Here is a 17039-nt window from a genome sequence, read left to right as displayed (position 1 = left end):
GTCAAAGGGCGTTGTCAGTGCCTCCCCATACAGTGAAAACATCACTCGGGGAGCCTCGGAGGGGGAGGACAAACATGTCCGCACACAGGATCCAGCACAAGGTGAATCACGTCGCGCTGGTAGTGGACTGCTCGGGTTCCATGCGACCGCACGAGAGTCAGCTCATTCGCGTGGTGGACGAATTCGTGGCCGGTTTGAAGGCCGAGTCGGACAGTCTTGGGCATGAGACCCGGATCAGCCTCTACTCCTTCGACCACAGGGTGGAGAATCTGGTCTGGGACATGGACGTGAAGCATTTGCCGTCCATGCGGGGCCTGTATCAGGTCAACAATGGTGCTACGGCCCTCATTGAGGCTTCTTTGAAGTCTCTGGATGATCTGGGTCACATCTGGGAGGAGTACGGCGAGCACAGTTTCCTCCAGATCGTGGTGACGGACGGCGAGGAGAACGCCTCCGGCGGTGACCGGCGGCACGACGGGGACCCGGCCATCCTCGGGCCCTGGCTCGACAGGATCACAGCGACGATGGGCGGGCTCCCCGGGCACTGGACTTCCGCGATCCTCGTGCCCAACTCCCTGGCCAAGCGCACCGCACAGAACTACGGGTTCCCGGCGGGGAACATCGCCATCTGGGACGCCGACTCCCAGAAGGGGGTCGAGGAGGCGATCGGCACCGTGCGCGCCGCCGCCACCAGCTTCCTCCGGGGCCGCGAGCAGGGTGTCCGGGGAACGAAGAACCTGTTCGCCGTCGGGCAGGACATATCGGTTGACGAGGTGCGGGCGAACCTCGAGCCGATCCCTGCTGACAAGTACCGGCTTCTGAAGGTGGACAAGGAAGCCGAGATTCGGTCCTTCGTCGACTCGCATCCCGGCGTGACCTATGAACGGGGGGCTTGTTACTACCAGTTGGGGGCTCGGGCTCAGGTTCAGCAGAACAAGGAAGTCATCGTCGTGGAGAAGGACACCGACCGCGCCTACACGGGGGATGCGGCACGCAGTCTGCTGTTCGGTACAGGTATCCAAGGGACCGTTTCCGTGAAGGCGGGGAACAATCCCCAGTTGGAGGTGTACGTGCAGAGTCGTTCCGTGAACAGGAAACTCAAGCCGAAGACGCGTCTGCTCATCATGCTCTGAGGTACGGCAGCAACTGCGCAGCCCTCTCTTCTCCCCTGGCCTTCCCTCGGGGGCCTTCTCCAGCCCGTCCGCCCATGTAGACGATGAGACATCTTCGGGAGACTGGGGGATATTCATCGGCTCGTTCGATCTTCCTAGAGTGATGCGCATCAGCCAGTCGGGGCGGCTGGGCGCGGGTCGCGCTCAGCCGCTCTGGGACATGTGAGGGAGATCGGTCATGCGTGCTGTCAGGCAGGAGAACTTCGGTGGGCCCGAGGTGCTGCGGGTGGTCGAGGTGGACCGTCCTGTCGCGCTCGGCGGGGAGGTGTTGGTGCGGGTGCGGGCGGCCGGGGTGAACCCTGTCGACGTGGCGGTGCGTTCGGGTGCCTATCCGTTGTTGGGTGAGCCGCCGTTCGGAGTCGGCTGGGACATCTCCGGGGTCGTGGAGGAGGCGGGGCCGGGGGCCCGCTTCGCCGTGGGGGACGAGGTGTTCGGGATGCCGTTCTTCCCACGTGCCGCGAACGGGTACGCCGAGTATGTGGCGGTGCCCTCGCGTCAGGTGGCCCGCAAGCCCGCGGCGGTCGATCACGCGCAGGCCGCCGCCATACCGCTTGCCGCGCTCACCGCGTGGCAGGGGCTGGTCGACGCCGCCGGGGTCGACGAGGGGCAGCGGGTGCTGATCCACCGGGCGGCCGGGGGTGTCGGGCACTTCGCCGTACAGATCGCCAAGGCCCGCGGCGCTCACGTCATCGCGATGGCCAGCGCGCCCAAGCACGACTTCGTGCGCGGCCTGGGGGCCGACGAGGTCATCGACTACCGCACCACCGACTTCACCGAGGCGGCCGGTGACGTGGATGTCGTGTTCGACTCCAGCTCCGAAGGGGAGCGTTCGCTGTCCGTCCTGCGGCCCGGCGGCACGCTCGTCAGCATCATGGAGCACGGGGACCGGGAGTTGGCCGCACGGGTGGAGGCCGCGGGGCGCCGCTTCGCCGGGATCTCCGTCGAGCCCGACTACGCCTCCCTGGAAGCGATCGCGCGGCTCGTCGACACCGGCGTCATCCGCCCCCACGTCGCCGAGACCTTCCCGCTCGCCGAGGCCGCCAAGGCACACGAGCTCGTCGCATCGGGTCGGGTCCGGGGCAAGGTCGTGCTGAGTGTCGACTGACGGCGGGACCGGACCGGGGGCGGCGGGAACGTAAGGTGGGGAGCCGGTTCGTCCGAGCTGGTGCGTCAGGGTCGACGCCACAACGGCCCGTGCGTCGATGCCTGGGCCGGGGCACAAGCCGGGGCAGAGCGAGGTCGCCGCGGAGCGGAAGTCGGGGGCTGGGGGAAGTGGTGGATGTCCTGACGGAGGCGCTGTCCTCGATGCGCACCGGGCGGCCCGCGTCCGTGCGTACCCTCGGCCGTGCCCCCTGGGGGCTGCGTCTGCCGCCGGTCGCCGGGGCCGGATTCCACGTGGTGCTGTCCGGGGCGTGCTGGCTGGTCCCGCTGGAGGACGCGCCCCATCTGGCGCCGGTGGCTCTCGCCGCGGGGGACGTGGTCTTCCTGCGCGACGGCCGGGGTCACATCCTCGCCGACGACCCCGCCACTCCGGCGGTGGAGGAGCGGCCCGAGCAGTTCAGCGCGGGGCCCGTCCTCGGCACCCTCACCATCGGCGGCGACGGGCCCCGGACGAGTCTGCTCTGCGGCAACTACCACCTGGACCAGGGGCGTCCGCATCCGCTGGTGGGCCAGCTTCCCGAGATCATCCATCTGCCCACCGGGCACGGCCGCCACAGCGAGCTGAGTGCGGCCGTGCAGCTGCTCAAGGCCGAGCTGGAGTCTCCTCGTATCGGATCCGCCGGGATCGTGCCCGCGCTGATCGACTCCCTGCTGCTGTACATCCTGCGGGCCTGGCTGGAGGACCAGGCGCCCGCCACCGCCCGGGGCTGGGCCGCGGCCCTCGGTGACCGGGCCGTCGCTCCGGCCCTGTCCGCCATACACCAGTCACCGGCGGCTCCCTGGACCGTCCAGTCGCTGGCCCAGCGGGTCGGGCTGTCCCGCGCCGCGTTCGCCCGGCGCTTCACGCACCTCGTCGGCGAACCCCCCATGGCGTACCTGACGCGGTGGCGCATGACGACCGCCGCGACGCTGCTGCGGGAGACGCAGGCGCCGCTGAACACCATCGCGACCCGCACCGGATACAGCTCCGAGTACGCGTTCGCCAAGGCCTTCAAGCGCGAACACGGGCAGGCTCCCGGGCACTATCGTCGGCAGACCCATGCCGCCTCACGGCACTGAGCGGCGACTGCGGAGCGGCGGCTGAGCGGTGGAGCCGACCGGGCGTCGGCGGGCGGCGTTGAGTGGGCATTCATGGGTCGTTTATCGGGATGCCGTGGGCTTGCTGTGTTGCCGCGCAGAGCGCTCCGGTCCCCGGGCCGGTGCTCGGCCGTCCTGGAGGGGCGGCTCGCGCGCGGCGTGACGCGGCCGGTGCACGGGAGAGCACCGGACATACGACCCGCCCCTGGGCCCCATCGCGCGGCTCGTCCGGGCCGCTCAGGCCCGTTCTGTCAGGCAGGTCACCCGAGTTCGCTCATGAAAGGGAGGCCGCCCGTGCCCGCGGGGGCCTCCTGAAACGGTGCGGCGGAGCCCGGCCAGGACGTCAGGTGTCAGCGGGCCGCGCCGCGCGTGGGGGAGAAAACCGATGCGAGACAACCAGGGCATGGGTGCGTTCGTCGCCAGGGACGAAGAGCTCCGCACCACATTGGCGGCCGTCGTGGCCAGGCGGGGTACGGCGATCGTCGGTCCGCCGGGGGTCGGCAGGACGGCGTTGCTCTCCGCCGTCGCGCGGCGGCTGGCTACGTCGCGGTTCGAGGTGGTGTGGACGGCCGCGACGAGGGCGAGCCGACAGGTTCCCTTCGGGGCGTTCCGCTCCGTCCTCGGTGCCTGCGACCGGCTCGACGACCATCAGGCGTACGGTGCGCTCCACACCGAACTCTTCCGGCGTGCCGGGGCGCGGATACCGGTGCTCGTCATCGACGACGCACACCGTCTGGACGACCGGGGCGCGGCGCTGGCGCTGGGACTGGCCGCCGAGGGGGTGGTGCGATTGATGGTCGCCGCGCGTTCCCAGCCGGCCTGTGCGGCGGACCCGCCGGTGTCGGACGCCGTGGTGGCGCTGTGGAAGGACGGCTATCTGGAGCGCTTGGACCTGGCGGCTTTCGGCCGCGTCGGAACACAGCAGCTCATCCGCACTCTGGTGGGCGGCCCTGTCGCACAGGCCACCGTGGACTGTCTGCACCAGTGGACCGGCGGGAACCCGCTGCTCCTGACCGAACTCGTCCGCCACGCCCGTGTCTCGCGCCATCTCGTGGCCGAGGGCGGGCTGTGGCGCTGGCGCGGGCCGCTGACCGTACCGCCGCGCCTGGCCGAGCTGTTCGACCACGAGTTGAACGGCCTCTCCCCCGCCGACCACGACACGCTGGCCGCCGTCGCGCTCGGCGAACCGCTGCCCCTGCCCGTCCTGGAAACGGTCGCCCCCGGCCTCGCCGGGCGCCTGGAAGACCTGGAGGGCCAAGGGCTGCTGCACACCGTCGACGGGCCGGGGCGCCAGCTCCTGGTGCGCCTGGGTCAGCCGATGCTGGGGGCTGCCGTACGGCAGCGCCTGCCCCGGCTGCGGCGGCGCCGACTTGCCGCCGCGCTGCTCGACGCGTGCGCGAGCCCGCCCGATCCGGTGACCCTGGCCCGCTGGCAGTTGGATGCCCACGGGCCCGTCGACGCCGGGCTGTTGATCCGCGCGGCCGAGACGGTCCGCGGGCACGACCCGCAGCTCGCCTGCCGCTTCGCCCGGCGTGCGCACGAGCAGTCCGGCGCGGCCGCCGTGCCGCTGGCCCACGCCCTGGTCGAACTCGGCGACACCGCGCAGGCCCGTGCCGTACTGGAACAAGCACACGCTCAGGCCGGTACGCCCGGGGGCAGGCTGGGCGCGGCCATCGCGCTCGGCGCTCACCGCTGCTGGGCGGAACGGGATCCAGCGGGCGCCGACCTCCACCTCGCACAGCTCCGCCCGGCCTCGCCCTCGGCCACGGCCGCGGTCGAGGGCATGCGCGCCCTGGTCCTGCTCTGCGCGGGGCGCACCGACCTCGCTCTCGACCTCGCCGAGCGGGTGCTGCGCCACGACACACGCGGGCCGGGTTCCGGCTACGCCCGGCTGGCCCTGACCGTGTCCCTCGCCCTGACCGGACGGACGCTCGACGCGGTCACGCTCGCCGAGACCACGGCCTCCAACCCGGCCAGCGCCCCCTGGGAACGTGAATGGGCGGCCGCTGTCTGCGCCTTCACCGAGATCTGGCGGACCACCGATACGCAGGCCCTCGTCGACGACCCCGTCCTCGGGGGTGTGCCGGAGGGCCTGCGGGAGACGGGGCGGACAGGTCGGGAGACGGGACGGACAGCTGGGGGGGCCGGGGTCCGAGGGCCGGAGAAGTCAGGTCCCGCGCGCCCGGCAGGCTCAGTGCATGCGGAGGGCTCGGCGCACGCGGCAGGCTCGGCGCACGCGGCAGGCCAGGGCCACCCGACAGACCCGGCACGCCCGACAGGCCGTCCAGGCCCAGCGGTTCGTCCGGGCCAGGCTGCTCCCTCCGGGCACATGAGCGGAGCCGTCGCGACGCTGCTCGGGGGCTGTCTCGAGTGGGCCCTCGGCAACCGGCCCGACGCGATCACCCGGCTGCGCGAGGCGATGGTGCACCAGCTGAGCGGCAGGCGGCTGTTGCGGACCGAAGCGGTCTGCTGGCTCGTCGTGTGCCTGGCCGAGGAGCAGCGGCCGGACGACGCCGAACGCGCGCTCGCGGCCTGCCCGCCGGACGCGGTCTCGATCATGCCCGGGCGGTGGCAGTGGGCCCACGCCGCCGTGGCCGTCGCGCGCGGCGACACGACGGCCGCGACCGGTCACATGCGCGGTGCCGTCGAGGCCGCGCGGGCCGCCGGATGCTGGACCGTGGAGGTGGAGTACTTGGTCTACACGGCCTGGTTGACGCCCGCCCGGCCGCCCGCCGATGTCATCGACCGGCTCACCACCGCCGTCCGGCACGTCGACGCGCCCCGGCTGATCGCCGCGGCCGAGGCCGTCCTCGCGCTGTCCCGCGGCATCGGCACCGAGCTCCTCGACCACGCGACCCGCCTGGACACCCTCGGCATGAACGCACCGGCATGGCGGCTCGCCGAGCACGCCGCGACGACCCTGCCCGCGCAGGGCCGTCACCACAGCGACGCGGTCGTCCTGGCCAGCCGTTTGCGCCACCGCCTCGGCCTCACCCCGCCCCGGCCGCTGCCCGACGCGCTCACCCTGCGCGAGGTGGAGATCGCCACGCTGGCCGCCGCGGGACTGCCCGACCGCATGATCTCCCATCGCCTGGGCGTGTCCGTCCGCACCATCGAGAGCCACCTCACCCGCATCTACCGCAAGCTCGGCGTCCACTCCCGCAAGGAGCTACCGCCTGCCCTCCACCGCACCTGAGCCCGCGCGCGCCGCCGAGGCAGCAACGGGGGCGGGAGCGGGACCGGGCTCAGGAGTGGGAATGGCGGCGGGCGCCGGGCGGCCGACCGTCTCAGGTGCCGGGACCGTCTCGGCCGGGGCCACGTCGGTCGGCTCCGCCCCGGCCGGAACCGTCTCGGAAACCGCCCCAGCCAGGACCGTCTCGGCCGGGACCCTCTCGGCCGGGGCGGTCTCGGCCGGGCCGCTCCCGGCGTACGCGGCAGCATGCAACGCGTACATGCTCGCGTACCGCCCCTGCCGTGCGAGCAGTTCGGTGTGCGTGCCCAGCTCCGTGATCCGGCCGCCGTCCAGGACGACGATGAGGTCGGCCTGGCGGACGGTGCTGAAGCGGTGCGACACGATGACGGTGATGGTGTCCGCGTGGGCACGGTCGGCGCGCAGGTAGTGGCGCAGGAGTTCGGCCTCGCTGTCCGGGTCCAGGCTGGCGGTCGGCTCGTCGAGGAGGACGAGGAGGGGGTGGGTGCGCATCCGGGCGCGGGCCAGGGCGAGTTTTTGCCACTGGCCTGCCGAGAGGTCGGTGCCGCCCGGGTACGTGCGGCCCAGTTGGGTGTCCAGGTCCGCGTCGAGCCCGGCCACGACGTCGGCCGCGCCGGCCTTGGCGAGCGCTGCCCGTACCGCGTCGCGGTCCTCCAGCGCGTTGAGGTCGCCGAGGCCGACGGATTCGGCGACGGGCAGCTCGAAGCGGCAGAAGTCCTGGAAGCAGGCCGTCACTCCGGCCCGCCACACCTGCGGCGACACCTCGCCGAGGTCGCGGCCGCCGAAGGTGATGCGCCCCTCCCCCAGGGGCTGCAGCCCGGCGAGGAGGGCGACGAGGGTGGACTTGCCCGCGCCGTTGTCGCCCACCACGGCCACGGTGGCGCCCGACGGCAGGCGCAGGTCGAGGGGTCCCAGGGCCGGTTGGGTACGGCCCGGATAGGTGAACGACACGCCGTCGAGGACGAGATCGCCCCGGGGCGGCAGGGTGCGGCTCTCGCCGGTGAGTACGTGGCCCTGCGGGTAGTCGACCAGGCTCAGGTAGTGCGCGACGGTGTCCAGGGCGCGGCGCAGCCAGCCCAGGAGCCAGCCCAGCCCTGTGGTCGCGCCGACGAGCCGGGTGCTGAGCAGCAGGACAAGGACCGCCTGGCCCGCGGAGCCGCTGCCGTCGATCACGGCCCGGGAGATCAGGTACAGGCCGCCGATGAGCGCGGCGCTGAAGAACAGCCAGCCGCCCGCCACGGCCCACGCGCCCTTGGCCCGTGCCGCCTCGCGCGGGGTGCTCGCCTCGAGGAAGGCCGCCCGGTGTCGCGCCGATAGCTCACCGCCCAGCCGGTAGAGGCGTACCTCGCGGGCCGGGACCGGGTCGGTGGCCAGGGAGAACAGGCCCATGCGGTGGCGGTCGGCCGCCGCGCCCGCCCGTTCCGCCTCCGCGACGAGGCGGGCCTGCCAGCGGTTGGCGGACGCCAACGGCACGATGGTGAGCGGAAGCAGGGCGAGCAGCGGGTTGGCGAACGCCAGCAGGACCAGGGCGCCGATGCACCGGGCCACCAGGTTGGCGTTCTCCACCAGGGCCGCGAAGCCGGTGCCGAATTCGCCGCGCCGTTGGCGTACGACCTCGGCGGTGTCCAGGAAGTCCGGGTCCTGGTAGTGGCCGATGTGCGCGGGCGACGAGCACAGGTTCATCAGGCGGCGGTCGAACTCGAGCCCGATGCGGTGCTGCAGCACGAGGCGTACGTCCGTGGCGATGGCGGCCGCCTGGTGCACGAACACCGTGACCACGAGCAGGAGCAGTCCGCCTCGCACCGTCTGCGCGCGGTCGTGGCCGGTGCTTCCGTCGACCATCCACTGCAGGCCGAGGGCCTGGAGTGCCGCGACGACGTTGAGGAGCGGGGAGAGGATCAGGACCAGCAGGGCGCGGCGGGGGTCGACGTGGATCGCCGTGCCGACGAGCAGGCGGATCCCGGCGAGACCCCTGCGGACCCGGGTCCGGTGCCCCTTCCCTGCCTCCCCCGACTTCCCAGCCTTCCCAGCCTTCCCGGCTTTCCCGGCTTTCCCGGCCGTCCCTCGCTTCCCGGACTGCTCTGGCTTCCCGGTCATCCCTGACTTGCGTCGGCTGTCAGCCACTGTGGCTCCCCTGGCGTACATCGAAGGGTTCGGACTGCACGCGGAACATCCGCGCGTACCGCCCCTGGGAGGCGAGCAGTTCGTCGTGGGTGCCGTACTCGCTGATCCGGCCGCCGTCCACGACGGCGATCCGGTCGGCGAGACGCACGGTGGCGAAGCGGTGCGAGACCAGGATCGTGGTGAGTCCGGCGGTGATCTCCAGGAAGCGGGCGTACAGCTCGTGCTCCGCCTCGATGTCGAGATGGGCGGTGGGCTCGTCCAGGACGAGCACGCGGGCGCCGTGCCGAACGGCGTACAGGGCGCGGCTCAGCGCCAGTCGCTGCCACTGTCCGCCCGACAGTTCCGTGCCGTCGGTGTAGGCGCCGCTCAGGAGGGTGTTCCAGCCGCCCGACAGTTCCTCTTCGATACCGAGGAAACCGCCGAGGCGTGCGGCTTCCACGAGGTGGTCGTCGGCGGTGGCGGCCGCCTCGACGTGGCCGAAGATCACGTTGTCGCGTACGGAGAAGGGGTAGCGGACGAAGTCCTGGAAGACGACGGCTACTTGGCGCCGCCAGGCCGCGGGGTCGAAGCCGGTCAGGTCCTGGCCGTCGACAGTGATGCGGCCCTCTTCGGGGAGGTAGAGGCCGGCGAGGAGTTTGGTGAGGGTGCTCTTGCCCGCGCCGTTGTCGCCGAGGATCGCCAGCGAGGAGCCCGCCGGGATGGTCAGGTCCAGGCCGTCGAGTACGCGGGCTCCGGCGCCGGGGTAGGTGAAGGACACCTGGTGGAAGCGGATCTCCCGGTCGGGCAGTGCCGCTGTCGCGGTACGGGTTCCGGGCGCGGCCCTGGTGTCCAGTTCGCCGACCGCGAGTGCCGCTGGCACTGCGGCGCTGGCCGTGTGCAGGGTCCATTGGAGGTCGCCGCTGAATCCGAGGGCGAAGAGGCCGAGCAGCGCCTGCAGGGCGACCGTCAGCTCCCGTACCGAGAGGGAACCACGGGCCGCCGAGAACGCCAGCGTGAGGACGACGGCGAGGTGCGCGGCGAGGAGGAACACGATCGCCAGGGCGTGCCGTCGCGGGCTCACGCGCGCCCGGCGCATGTGGACCATGCCGTCCCACCAGGCCGTGCTGAAGCGTTCGACGAGCCAGGAGCGCATCCCGAAGAGCCGTACTTCCTTCGCCGCGGGCGCGGTGGTCGCGAGTTCCCGCAGGTAGGCGGCGCGCCGCAGTTGCACGGTGTTGCCTGCGTGTGCGGACACCGACCGGCCGATCTCCTTCTCCTGCCAGCGTCCGGTGATCACCCAGGCCGCCCCGAGGACCAGCGGCATCCACCACTGCCCGAACCAGCCCAGGAGGACGGCGGAGACCAGTCCGGTCAGGCGCAGCGGGACGAGCCCGGCCAGCGCGGTGACGGCCTGGCCGGGCGGGTGCGCGCCGAGTCCGACGGCGCGGGCCCGCTCGATGCGGTCGGCGACCTCGGTGTCGTCCAAGTGGTCGATCTGGGCGGGGCGCAGCGCGCCGTCGACGGTCTGCTGGGCCGTCGCGCCGTCGAGGGCGGTGCCGAGGCGGGAGGCCACCATGGTGCGGATCGGGTCCAGGACCACGTCCAGGATCAGGACGAGGCCGAGCAGCGCGAGCCCCACCGTCATGCTGTTCAGGGACTTCGGGGTGCTGGTGAGCGCGGCCACGAGGTGTCCGGTGGCGAGGGGCAGCAGCGCGCTGCCCGCGACCTGCGCGAGGATCAGCAGGGCGAGGGCGACGGTCAGGCCGCGGGCGACGCGCGGCAGTTGGCGGATCAGGGCCCACACGGCGCTCCCCGCCTGGTCCGCGCCGGCCGCGCCGCCCTTCTTTGCCGCCTTGGCCGCCCTGGCGTCACTCGTGGCTGTCATGAGTCTGTTCCCCTCCGCCGGTTCGGACCCGTCGGCTGTCGTGGCCAAAAGGGTGCGGTGGCCGCTCCGGCTCGGAAGCGGCCACCGCCTGCATGCGTCACCGTCAGTCGCCGACGGTCGGGGGCGGATACATCATGGTGATTCACCTCCTCTCCGTCTCGGGTGCACTGCGTTGCCGGAAAGGAACGCTAATCGGCGGGGTGGCCACGCAGATCCGTACTCGGGTACGCAAAGGCGGAAGGCGACTACGGAAGAGCGTCGGGCCGTATCACCTACGTACGGAACGTCTGCGTAGTGGAGTCCCGCGATTGCGTACCGCGTTACGGACGACGGGTTTCGGCGGGGGTTCCTAGGGTGCGAAGCCGGAATGCACGCCCGCCCTCTGCCTGGAGAAACATCCATGGATAAGTCGCTCAAGAACCCCAACGCCGTGATCTGGGACGTCACTTTCGCGTGTCCCCTGCGCTGCGTTCACTGCTATACGGAATCGGGGCGACGGCCCGCGAAGAACCTCACGTACGAGGAAATGATCCGGGTCGCGGACGCGATCATTTCGATGCGGCCGAAGATGATTACGCTGTGCGGCGGCGAACCGCTGACCATCAAGCGCATCGTCGATCTGGCGCGGCATTTCGACGACGCGGGGGTGCGGGTCTTCCTCTACACGAGCGGGTGGTCGCTGCCCGCCTCGACGGTCGAGGCGCTCTCCGATGTGGTGACGAAGATCGTGGTGAGTCTGGACGGCGCCAGCGCGGCGTCGCACGACCGGATCCGTGGCCGCGCCGGGTCGTTCGCGCGGGCGACGGACGGTCTCGCCCGGCTCGACGCGGAGGTCGCCCGGCGTCAGGCGGCGGGGCTGCGGGCGCCGCGGTTCGGTATCGACTACGTCGTGATCAGGAGCAACTTCGACGAGCTGGAGGAGATGTGCGCGCGGGTGGCGCCCCGCTTCCCGCACCTGGAGACGCTGTACTTCGGAGCGGTGGTGCCCACCGGTCTGGCGAGCCGCCCGTCGTTCGTCGAGCACGAACTGCTCAGTGACGAGCAGGTCGCCGAGCTGATCGCGCCGGACACCCTGAAGCGGTTGAGCGCGGCCGCGCCGCCGTCCGTGACGGTGGAGACCACCGAGAACTTCGAGGTCCAGATGAACCCGGCGTTCCTGGCGCGCACCCCGAGCTTCCGCCCGATGGAGATCGAGCCGGACGGCGAGGTGCGCGCGATGCCCATCTACGAGGGCACCGTGGGCAGTCTGCTCACCGAGGACCCGCAGGTGCTGTGGCGGCGGTCGTACGAGCGCTGGGACGATCCGTTCGTCGTGGAGACCCTCAACAGCATCCACAGCCGCGCGGACTGGGCGGAGGCGGTGCGGCGCATCGACCAGCGGTTCGCGTCGGACGAGGACCGGGCACGGATCGCGGCGCGGCCGGTGCACGTACCGCTCGGCCTGGCGCGCTGACGTCCCCGGCGGCAACCGCGGTTGCCGCCGGGGGTCAGTGGGAGGCGAGCCCCCTGCCGCACGGAAGCCCGGAAGGAGGCAGTGCTTGCCTTCGTACGGCGGAGGTCAGTACACGCTGACGCCGTACGCGGACAGGGCTTCCCGCACCGGCTGGTGGATGGCGGAGCCGTTGGTGCCGGTGCAGCCGGAGCTGCCGGAGTGGATGCCGAGGGCGACCGTGCCCGCGAAGTGGGCGCCGCCGCTGTCGCCGCCCGCGGAGCAGGCGGTGGTGCGGACCATGCCGTGGACGGGTCCGTCGCCGTAGTTGACGGTGACGTTGACGGCGGTCACGGAGCCGCTGGTGACCTTGGTGGTGGAGCCGCTCTTCTTGATGGCCTGGCCCACGACCGCGTCGGCGGCGGAGGAGATCTCCTGGTAGCTGCCGTTGTAGAGGTTGACGTTGCCCGCGGGCGAGGAGCCGTTGGTGTAGCGGACGATGCCGTAGTCGTTGGTCGGGAAGCTGGTTCCCTCGCGCACGCCGACGGCCGCGCCGCCGGACGTGGCGGACCAGTTGGCGCTGAGGTTGGTGCAGTGCCCGGCCGTGACGAAGTACTTGGTGGTGCCCTTGGACACGTTGAAGGCGGCCGAGCAGCGGGAGCCGCCGCCGTAGATGGCGTCGCCGCCCGCGACCTCGCGCTTGAAGGTGCCGGGCACGCGGCTGACGCGGACAGCTCCGTCGAGCGAGTCGGCGACGCGGTGGAGGCGGGCCAGGTCGCGGGCGGAGACCGAGCGGTCGGCCTCGACGGCTATCTGGTTGCTGCGGGGGTCGATGCCCCAGGACGTTCCGGTGATCTTGGCGCGGGACTCCAACGTGTCCATGGCGGCGTCGAGTTGGGCCGCGCTGCGCTGGACACGCTGGGGGGTGGCGCCGGTCGCGCGGACGCGTTCGGCGGCGGCGTCGCTGGTGACGGTGACGACGAGGTTTCCGGTTTTCCGGTCCAGGTAGGTGCCGGCGCTTTCGGCGCCGAGCTGCCGTTCGACCTGGGCGTTCAGAGCGTTGAGACGGGTCGCGGAGGGCGCCGGTTCGCTCTGGGCTCCTGCGGGGGTGACGCCCAGGGCGAGCGATCCGGTGACGAGCAGGGCGGACAGGCCCAGACGCGCACAGGTGGTGCGTCTCATGTGGGGGGCTCCTTTGACGGTGACGTGTGACGTACCGCGATACGTGTGGGACGTACCGAGCAAGGAAAGTGGCATGTATGCGTCAGTCGCGCAAGGGTCTGGACCTGCCCCGTCCGGGATGTGCCGCGCGGGCGGGCGCCGACTAGGAGAGCTGCTCGGCGAGGTGATCGGGTGTCAGGCGGGCGTGTTCGCGGGTGACGGTGACCAGCTCGGCGATGAGGGGGTGCGGGCCGGGGCGGGTGAAGACGGACAGGGCGCGGCGCCTTCGCGGGGTGAGGCGCAGCGCGGTGCCGGGGAAGTCGGGGGTGAGGACGTTGGCGGGCACGAGGCCGACGCCGAGTCCGGCGGCGACGAGGCGGGGCACGGCGGCGGTCTGGGTGGAGCGGATCGCGGCGTGCGGGGCGAATCCGGCCTCGGCGCAGAGGTTCTCGACGGTGGCGGCCAGGGCGTGGGCGCGGCCGTACTGGACCCAGGGGCGGTCGGCGAGCTGTTCCAGGCGCACGGTCCTGCGTCCGGCGAGGGGGTCGCCGGGCGGGACGAGGACGACGAACTCCTCGGCGCCCAAGGGGTGGTGGGGGCCGTCCCAGCCGTCCGGGAGCGGGCCGATGGCCACGTCGGCGGTGGCGTCCGTCAGGGCGCGGGCGAAGGAGGCGAGGTCGGCGTACTCGTGCAGGACCACGTCGACTCGCGGGTGCCGCTGGTGCCAGACGGCGAGGACGCCGGGGACGACGCCCAGGGCGACGCTGAGGACGGCGGCGAGGTGCAGTTCGCCGTGGACCATGTCGGCGACGGCGCGGGCGGCGCCGGTGGCGCGCTCGGCGCCGGACAGGGCGTGGCGGGCGCCGGGCAGGAAGGCGCGGCCTGCCGGGGTGAGGTGGGCGCCGCGCGGGGTGCGTTCGAGGAGCGGGGTGCCGACCGTGCGTTCCAGGCTCTTGAGCTGCTGGGAGAGGGTGGGCTGGGAGACGTGCAGGAGGGCTGCGGCGTCCGTGATGGAGCCGGTCTCCACGACGGCCAGGAGGTATTCGAGCTGCCGGAGGGTCGGTGGGGCTGCCATAGCCCCACTCTATGCGTCCCCGTGTAAATGCGTCTTTGATCTATGCCTGCGGGCTTCCTAGCATCGCCAGGGTCGACGGCGCGGCACCGAGCCCTCCCCCGCGCGGCTCGGCGCCGCCCGCCTCTCACACCCTCCCCTGCCGTGCTCGACGACTTGGAGTCGTATGCCTATGAACGCGCTCACCCCCACCGCCGCCGAGGAGACGACCCGGGAGACACCCGGGGAGACCCGGCAGCAGGCCTCCCAGGGCGTCTCCCCCGCACCGGCGAAGGGCCCGCTCAACGGCCTGGCCACGCTCGCGCTCGCCTACGGGACCCTCTCCGTCATCGGCGCCCTGATCCCGCCGTTCCGCACGGTCACCGGCACCATCCCCGTGCCCGCCCTCGTCCTGGGCATGACCGGGTGGGCCAACGCCCACCGCATGCACGGGGCGGGACGCAAGCAGGCGATGGGGGGCCTGGCGACCGGGCTGACCGGCCTGGTCCTGACCCTGTGCACGGTCTGATCAGGAGGCGGCGCCCGGTCCGTGTGCGGCACCTGGCCCGATCCGAGTGCGGCGCCCCCTCAGGTGGCGGTGGCGACCTTCCACAGGTGGCCGTCGGGGTCGCTGAAGCAGCCGAAGTACCCGCCCCAGTCGGCGGCGGCCGCCTCCTTCACCACGGTGCCGCCCGCGGCCTCGGCGGCGCTCATGACCTCGTCCACCGCTTCCCTGGAGTCGGTGAGGAAGTGGTACGACGCCCCTCGGAACCCTGACCCCTCCGCGGGGACACCGGCGTCCGCCGCCACCTCGTCCCAGGCGTAGAGCGCGAGCTGCGAGGAGCCCTCGCCGAGGTCGCACTTGACGAAACCGGGGAATTCCTGGTCGATCGCGCACCCCAGGCCTTCCACATAGAACTTCTTGGCGCGCTCCACGTCCTTGACGCCGAGCATGATGGCACTGACCTTCAATGTGGTGTTCATGCAGGCCACACTAGGTGCGGCCGATCGCCGTCGCTTCTCCGTTCCTGACCGTTCGGCGCAGGCGGCGCGGCCTCACGCGACCGTGAGCACGATCTTGCCTCGGATGTGCCCTCGGGCGGCCCGTTCGTGGGCGCCGCGCGCCTCCGCGAGCGGATACGTGCTGTCGATGCCGACGCGCAGCGCGCCCGCGTCGAGCAGGCGTCCGAGTTCCGCGAGCTGCGGGCCGTTGGAGCGCACCTGGGTGGCCGAGATGGTGGCGTCGAGCTTCGCGGCCTCGTCGGCGTCGTAGTCGCCGGGGAACACCGGGTACACCGCGCCGCCGTGCTTGAGCGTGCGCAGGAGACGGCCGCTGTCACGGCCGCCGACGGCGTCGAGCACGAGATCGACGTCGTGCGCGACGTCCTCGGGACGGCTCTTCGTGTAGTCGATGAACTCGTCGGCGCCCAGCTCGCGCAGGAACGACTCGTGCCCGCCCGAGGCGACCGCGATGACGCGCGCGCCTTTCCCCTTGGCGAGTTGCAGCGCGAAGTGGCCCACGCCGCCCGCCGCGCCATTGATCAGCACCGTCGTCCCGGCGTCCAGCGCCATCGGGCGATGGCGTGCCTCCTGGAACGGCGAGGGGTGGTCGTGGCCGAGCTCGACCAGGAACTGCCACGCGGTGAGCCCCGCCATCGGTACGCCCGCGGCGTGCACGTGATCGACACCGGCGGGCTTGTGGGCGAGGTGCGCGGCGGGCGCGGCGACGTATTCGGCGTACGCGCTCCCCTCAAGGCTGGGAAAGCGCAGAAGGCCGAAGACCTCGTCGCCGACGGCGAAGCCGTGCACGTCCGGGGCGAGGGCCTCGACGACACCCGACACGTCCGTGCCCAGGATGGCGGGCAGGGTCAGCGGCGGCCTCTTGTCCGGCGGGATGTTCCGCATGCCTTCGCGCACGTACCAGTCAGGCGGATTGACGCCCACCGCGCGCACGCGCACGAGCACCTCGCCGGGGCCCGGTTCGGGTATCGGCACCTCGTCGTGGCGCAGCACCTCGGGGCCGCCGAACTCGTGCACCCGGATCGCCTTCATCGTGCCTGCAGGCATGGCTCTCACCCTTCCCTGTGGGATTCCCCGCGAAGGAACTATCCTTAGCGGAGCGGTGCTCCGAATATATGGAGCACTGCTCCGCTTGGCAAGGGCCGACCAGGAAGGCTGGGCGAGGAAGACACATGCGAGCCGACGCGAAGAAGAACTACGACCACCTGCTCGTCGTGGCGCGCGACGTCGTGGCCGAGCAGGGCGCCGACGCGTCGCTGCGCGATGTCGCCCGCAGGGCGGGCGTCGGGCTCGGCACGCTGTACCGCCACTTCCCGACGCGGGAGGCGCTGCTCGAGGTCCTGCTCCGCGCGCGGTTCGACGAATTGGCGGCGCGGGCGGCGGCGCTGGAGACGCCGGGTCCGCCCGAGGACGCCCTCGTCTCGTGGCTGCGCGACTGCGTCGCGTGCGCCCATGAGTACCGGGGCGTCGTGGCGCTGATGGTGGCCGCCATCGAGGATCCCGAGTCCGCGCTGCACGCTTCGTGCGTCTCGATGCGCGCGGCGGGTACGCGGCTCCTCACCCGCGCCCAGGCCGCGGGCGCCGCACGGGCGGACATCGACGGCACCGATCTGTTCGCGCTGGTCGGGGCGCTCGCGTGGCTCAACGACCAGCCCTCGCTCGCGCCCCGCGCCGATCATCTCTTCGACGTCGTCGCGAGCGCGGTGCTGACCCGGGGCCCGTCGGGCCGATAGGCCGCCCCGCAAGCGCCAGCCCCCTCACGCTCCAGC

General features: G+C 72.1%; 13 protein-coding genes. 7 read left to right on the top strand and 6 right to left on the bottom strand.

Annotated elements, in window-relative coordinates:
• Window positions 1-74: 74 nt before the first annotated feature.
• The 4 genes from ACZ6AA_RS30590 to ACZ6AA_RS30575 all read left to right on the top strand — a co-directional run bounded on the left by ACZ6AA_RS30590 (window position 75) and on the right by ACZ6AA_RS30575 (window position 6606).
• Complete coding sequence (locus ACZ6AA_RS30590; protein ID WP_471461313.1) at window positions 75-1133, top strand: vWA domain-containing protein; 1059 nt, start codon at window positions 75-77, stop codon at window positions 1131-1133.
• Window positions 1134-1350: 217 nt separating this feature from the next.
• Window positions 1351-2277: an NADP-dependent oxidoreductase gene (locus tag ACZ6AA_RS30585; RefSeq protein WP_468461218.1), complete on the top strand. Its 927-nt coding sequence runs from the start codon at window positions 1351-1353 to the stop codon at window positions 2275-2277.
• A 170-nt stretch (window positions 2278-2447) separates the two neighbouring features.
• Complete coding sequence (locus ACZ6AA_RS30580) at window positions 2448-3392, top strand: AraC family transcriptional regulator (protein ID WP_468461220.1); 945 nt, start codon at window positions 2448-2450, stop codon at window positions 3390-3392.
• A 403-nt stretch (window positions 3393-3795) separates the two neighbouring features.
• Window positions 3796-6606, top strand: a complete 2811-nt coding sequence (locus ACZ6AA_RS30575; RefSeq protein ID WP_471461310.1) for a LuxR C-terminal-related transcriptional regulator — start codon at window positions 3796-3798, stop codon at window positions 6604-6606.
• On the opposite strand, the gene ACZ6AA_RS30570 is transcribed toward ACZ6AA_RS30575, so the two are convergent.
• Together ACZ6AA_RS30570 and ACZ6AA_RS30565 are read right to left on the bottom strand one after the other, a co-directional pair.
• Window positions 6580-8718 carry an ABC transporter ATP-binding protein gene (locus ACZ6AA_RS30570; protein ID WP_471461308.1) on the bottom strand — a complete coding sequence of 713 codons (2139 nt, stop codon included), beginning with the start codon at window positions 8716-8718 and terminating at the stop codon, window positions 6580-6582. The two genes, ACZ6AA_RS30575 and ACZ6AA_RS30570, sit on opposite strands and share 27 nt — an antisense overlap.
• 19 nt (window positions 8719-8737) lie before the next feature.
• Window positions 8738-10609, bottom strand: coding sequence for an ABC transporter ATP-binding protein (locus ACZ6AA_RS30565; RefSeq protein ID WP_471461306.1), 1872 nt, complete (start codon window positions 10607-10609; stop codon window positions 8738-8740).
• A 400-nt stretch (window positions 10610-11009) separates the two neighbouring features.
• On the opposite strand from ACZ6AA_RS30565, the gene ACZ6AA_RS30560 reads away from it, so the two are divergent.
• The gene (locus ACZ6AA_RS30560) at window positions 11010-12062 is read left to right on the top strand and encodes a radical SAM protein (RefSeq protein WP_468483775.1); all 1053 of its coding nucleotides are present in this window, start codon (window positions 11010-11012) and stop codon (window positions 12060-12062) included.
• 105 nt (window positions 12063-12167) lie between these two features.
• On the opposite strand, the gene ACZ6AA_RS30555 is transcribed toward ACZ6AA_RS30560, so the two are convergent.
• A complete protein-coding gene (locus ACZ6AA_RS30555; protein ID WP_468461230.1) occupies window positions 12168-13220 on the bottom strand; it encodes a S1 family peptidase in 1053 nt (350 codons plus the stop codon).
• A 142-nt stretch (window positions 13221-13362) separates the two neighbouring features.
• On the bottom strand, window positions 13363-14274 hold the full coding sequence (locus tag ACZ6AA_RS30550; RefSeq protein WP_471461302.1) for a LysR family transcriptional regulator: 912 nt from the start codon (window positions 14272-14274) through the stop codon (window positions 13363-13365).
• 169 nt (window positions 14275-14443) lie between these two features.
• On the opposite strand from ACZ6AA_RS30550, the gene ACZ6AA_RS30545 reads away from it, so the two are divergent.
• On the top strand, window positions 14444-14779 hold the full coding sequence (locus ACZ6AA_RS30545; RefSeq protein WP_471461299.1) for a hypothetical protein: 336 nt from the start codon (window positions 14444-14446) through the stop codon (window positions 14777-14779).
• A gap of 59 nt (window positions 14780-14838) precedes the next feature.
• Here ACZ6AA_RS30545 and ACZ6AA_RS30540 read toward each other — a convergent pair whose 3' ends face one another.
• Window positions 14839-15234: a VOC family protein gene (locus ACZ6AA_RS30540; RefSeq protein ID WP_471461297.1), complete on the bottom strand. Its 396-nt coding sequence runs from the start codon at window positions 15232-15234 to the stop codon at window positions 14839-14841.
• Between the two features lie 72 nt (window positions 15235-15306).
• On the bottom strand, window positions 15307-16317 hold the full coding sequence (locus ACZ6AA_RS30535; RefSeq protein WP_468483771.1) for an NADP-dependent oxidoreductase: 1011 nt from the start codon (window positions 16315-16317) through the stop codon (window positions 15307-15309).
• Window positions 16318-16442: 125 nt separating this feature from the next.
• Between ACZ6AA_RS30535 and ACZ6AA_RS30530 the strand changes: the two genes are divergently transcribed.
• Window positions 16443-17003, top strand: coding sequence for a TetR/AcrR family transcriptional regulator (locus tag ACZ6AA_RS30530; RefSeq protein WP_471461293.1), 561 nt, complete (start codon window positions 16443-16445; stop codon window positions 17001-17003).
• Window positions 17004-17039 lie beyond the last annotated feature (36 nt).

It is taken from the genome of Streptomyces sp. NPDC040610 (assembly GCF_055594065.1).
Note: the sequence above shows the minus strand (reverse complement) of the source record. Positions and strands in the feature narration are given on the sequence as shown.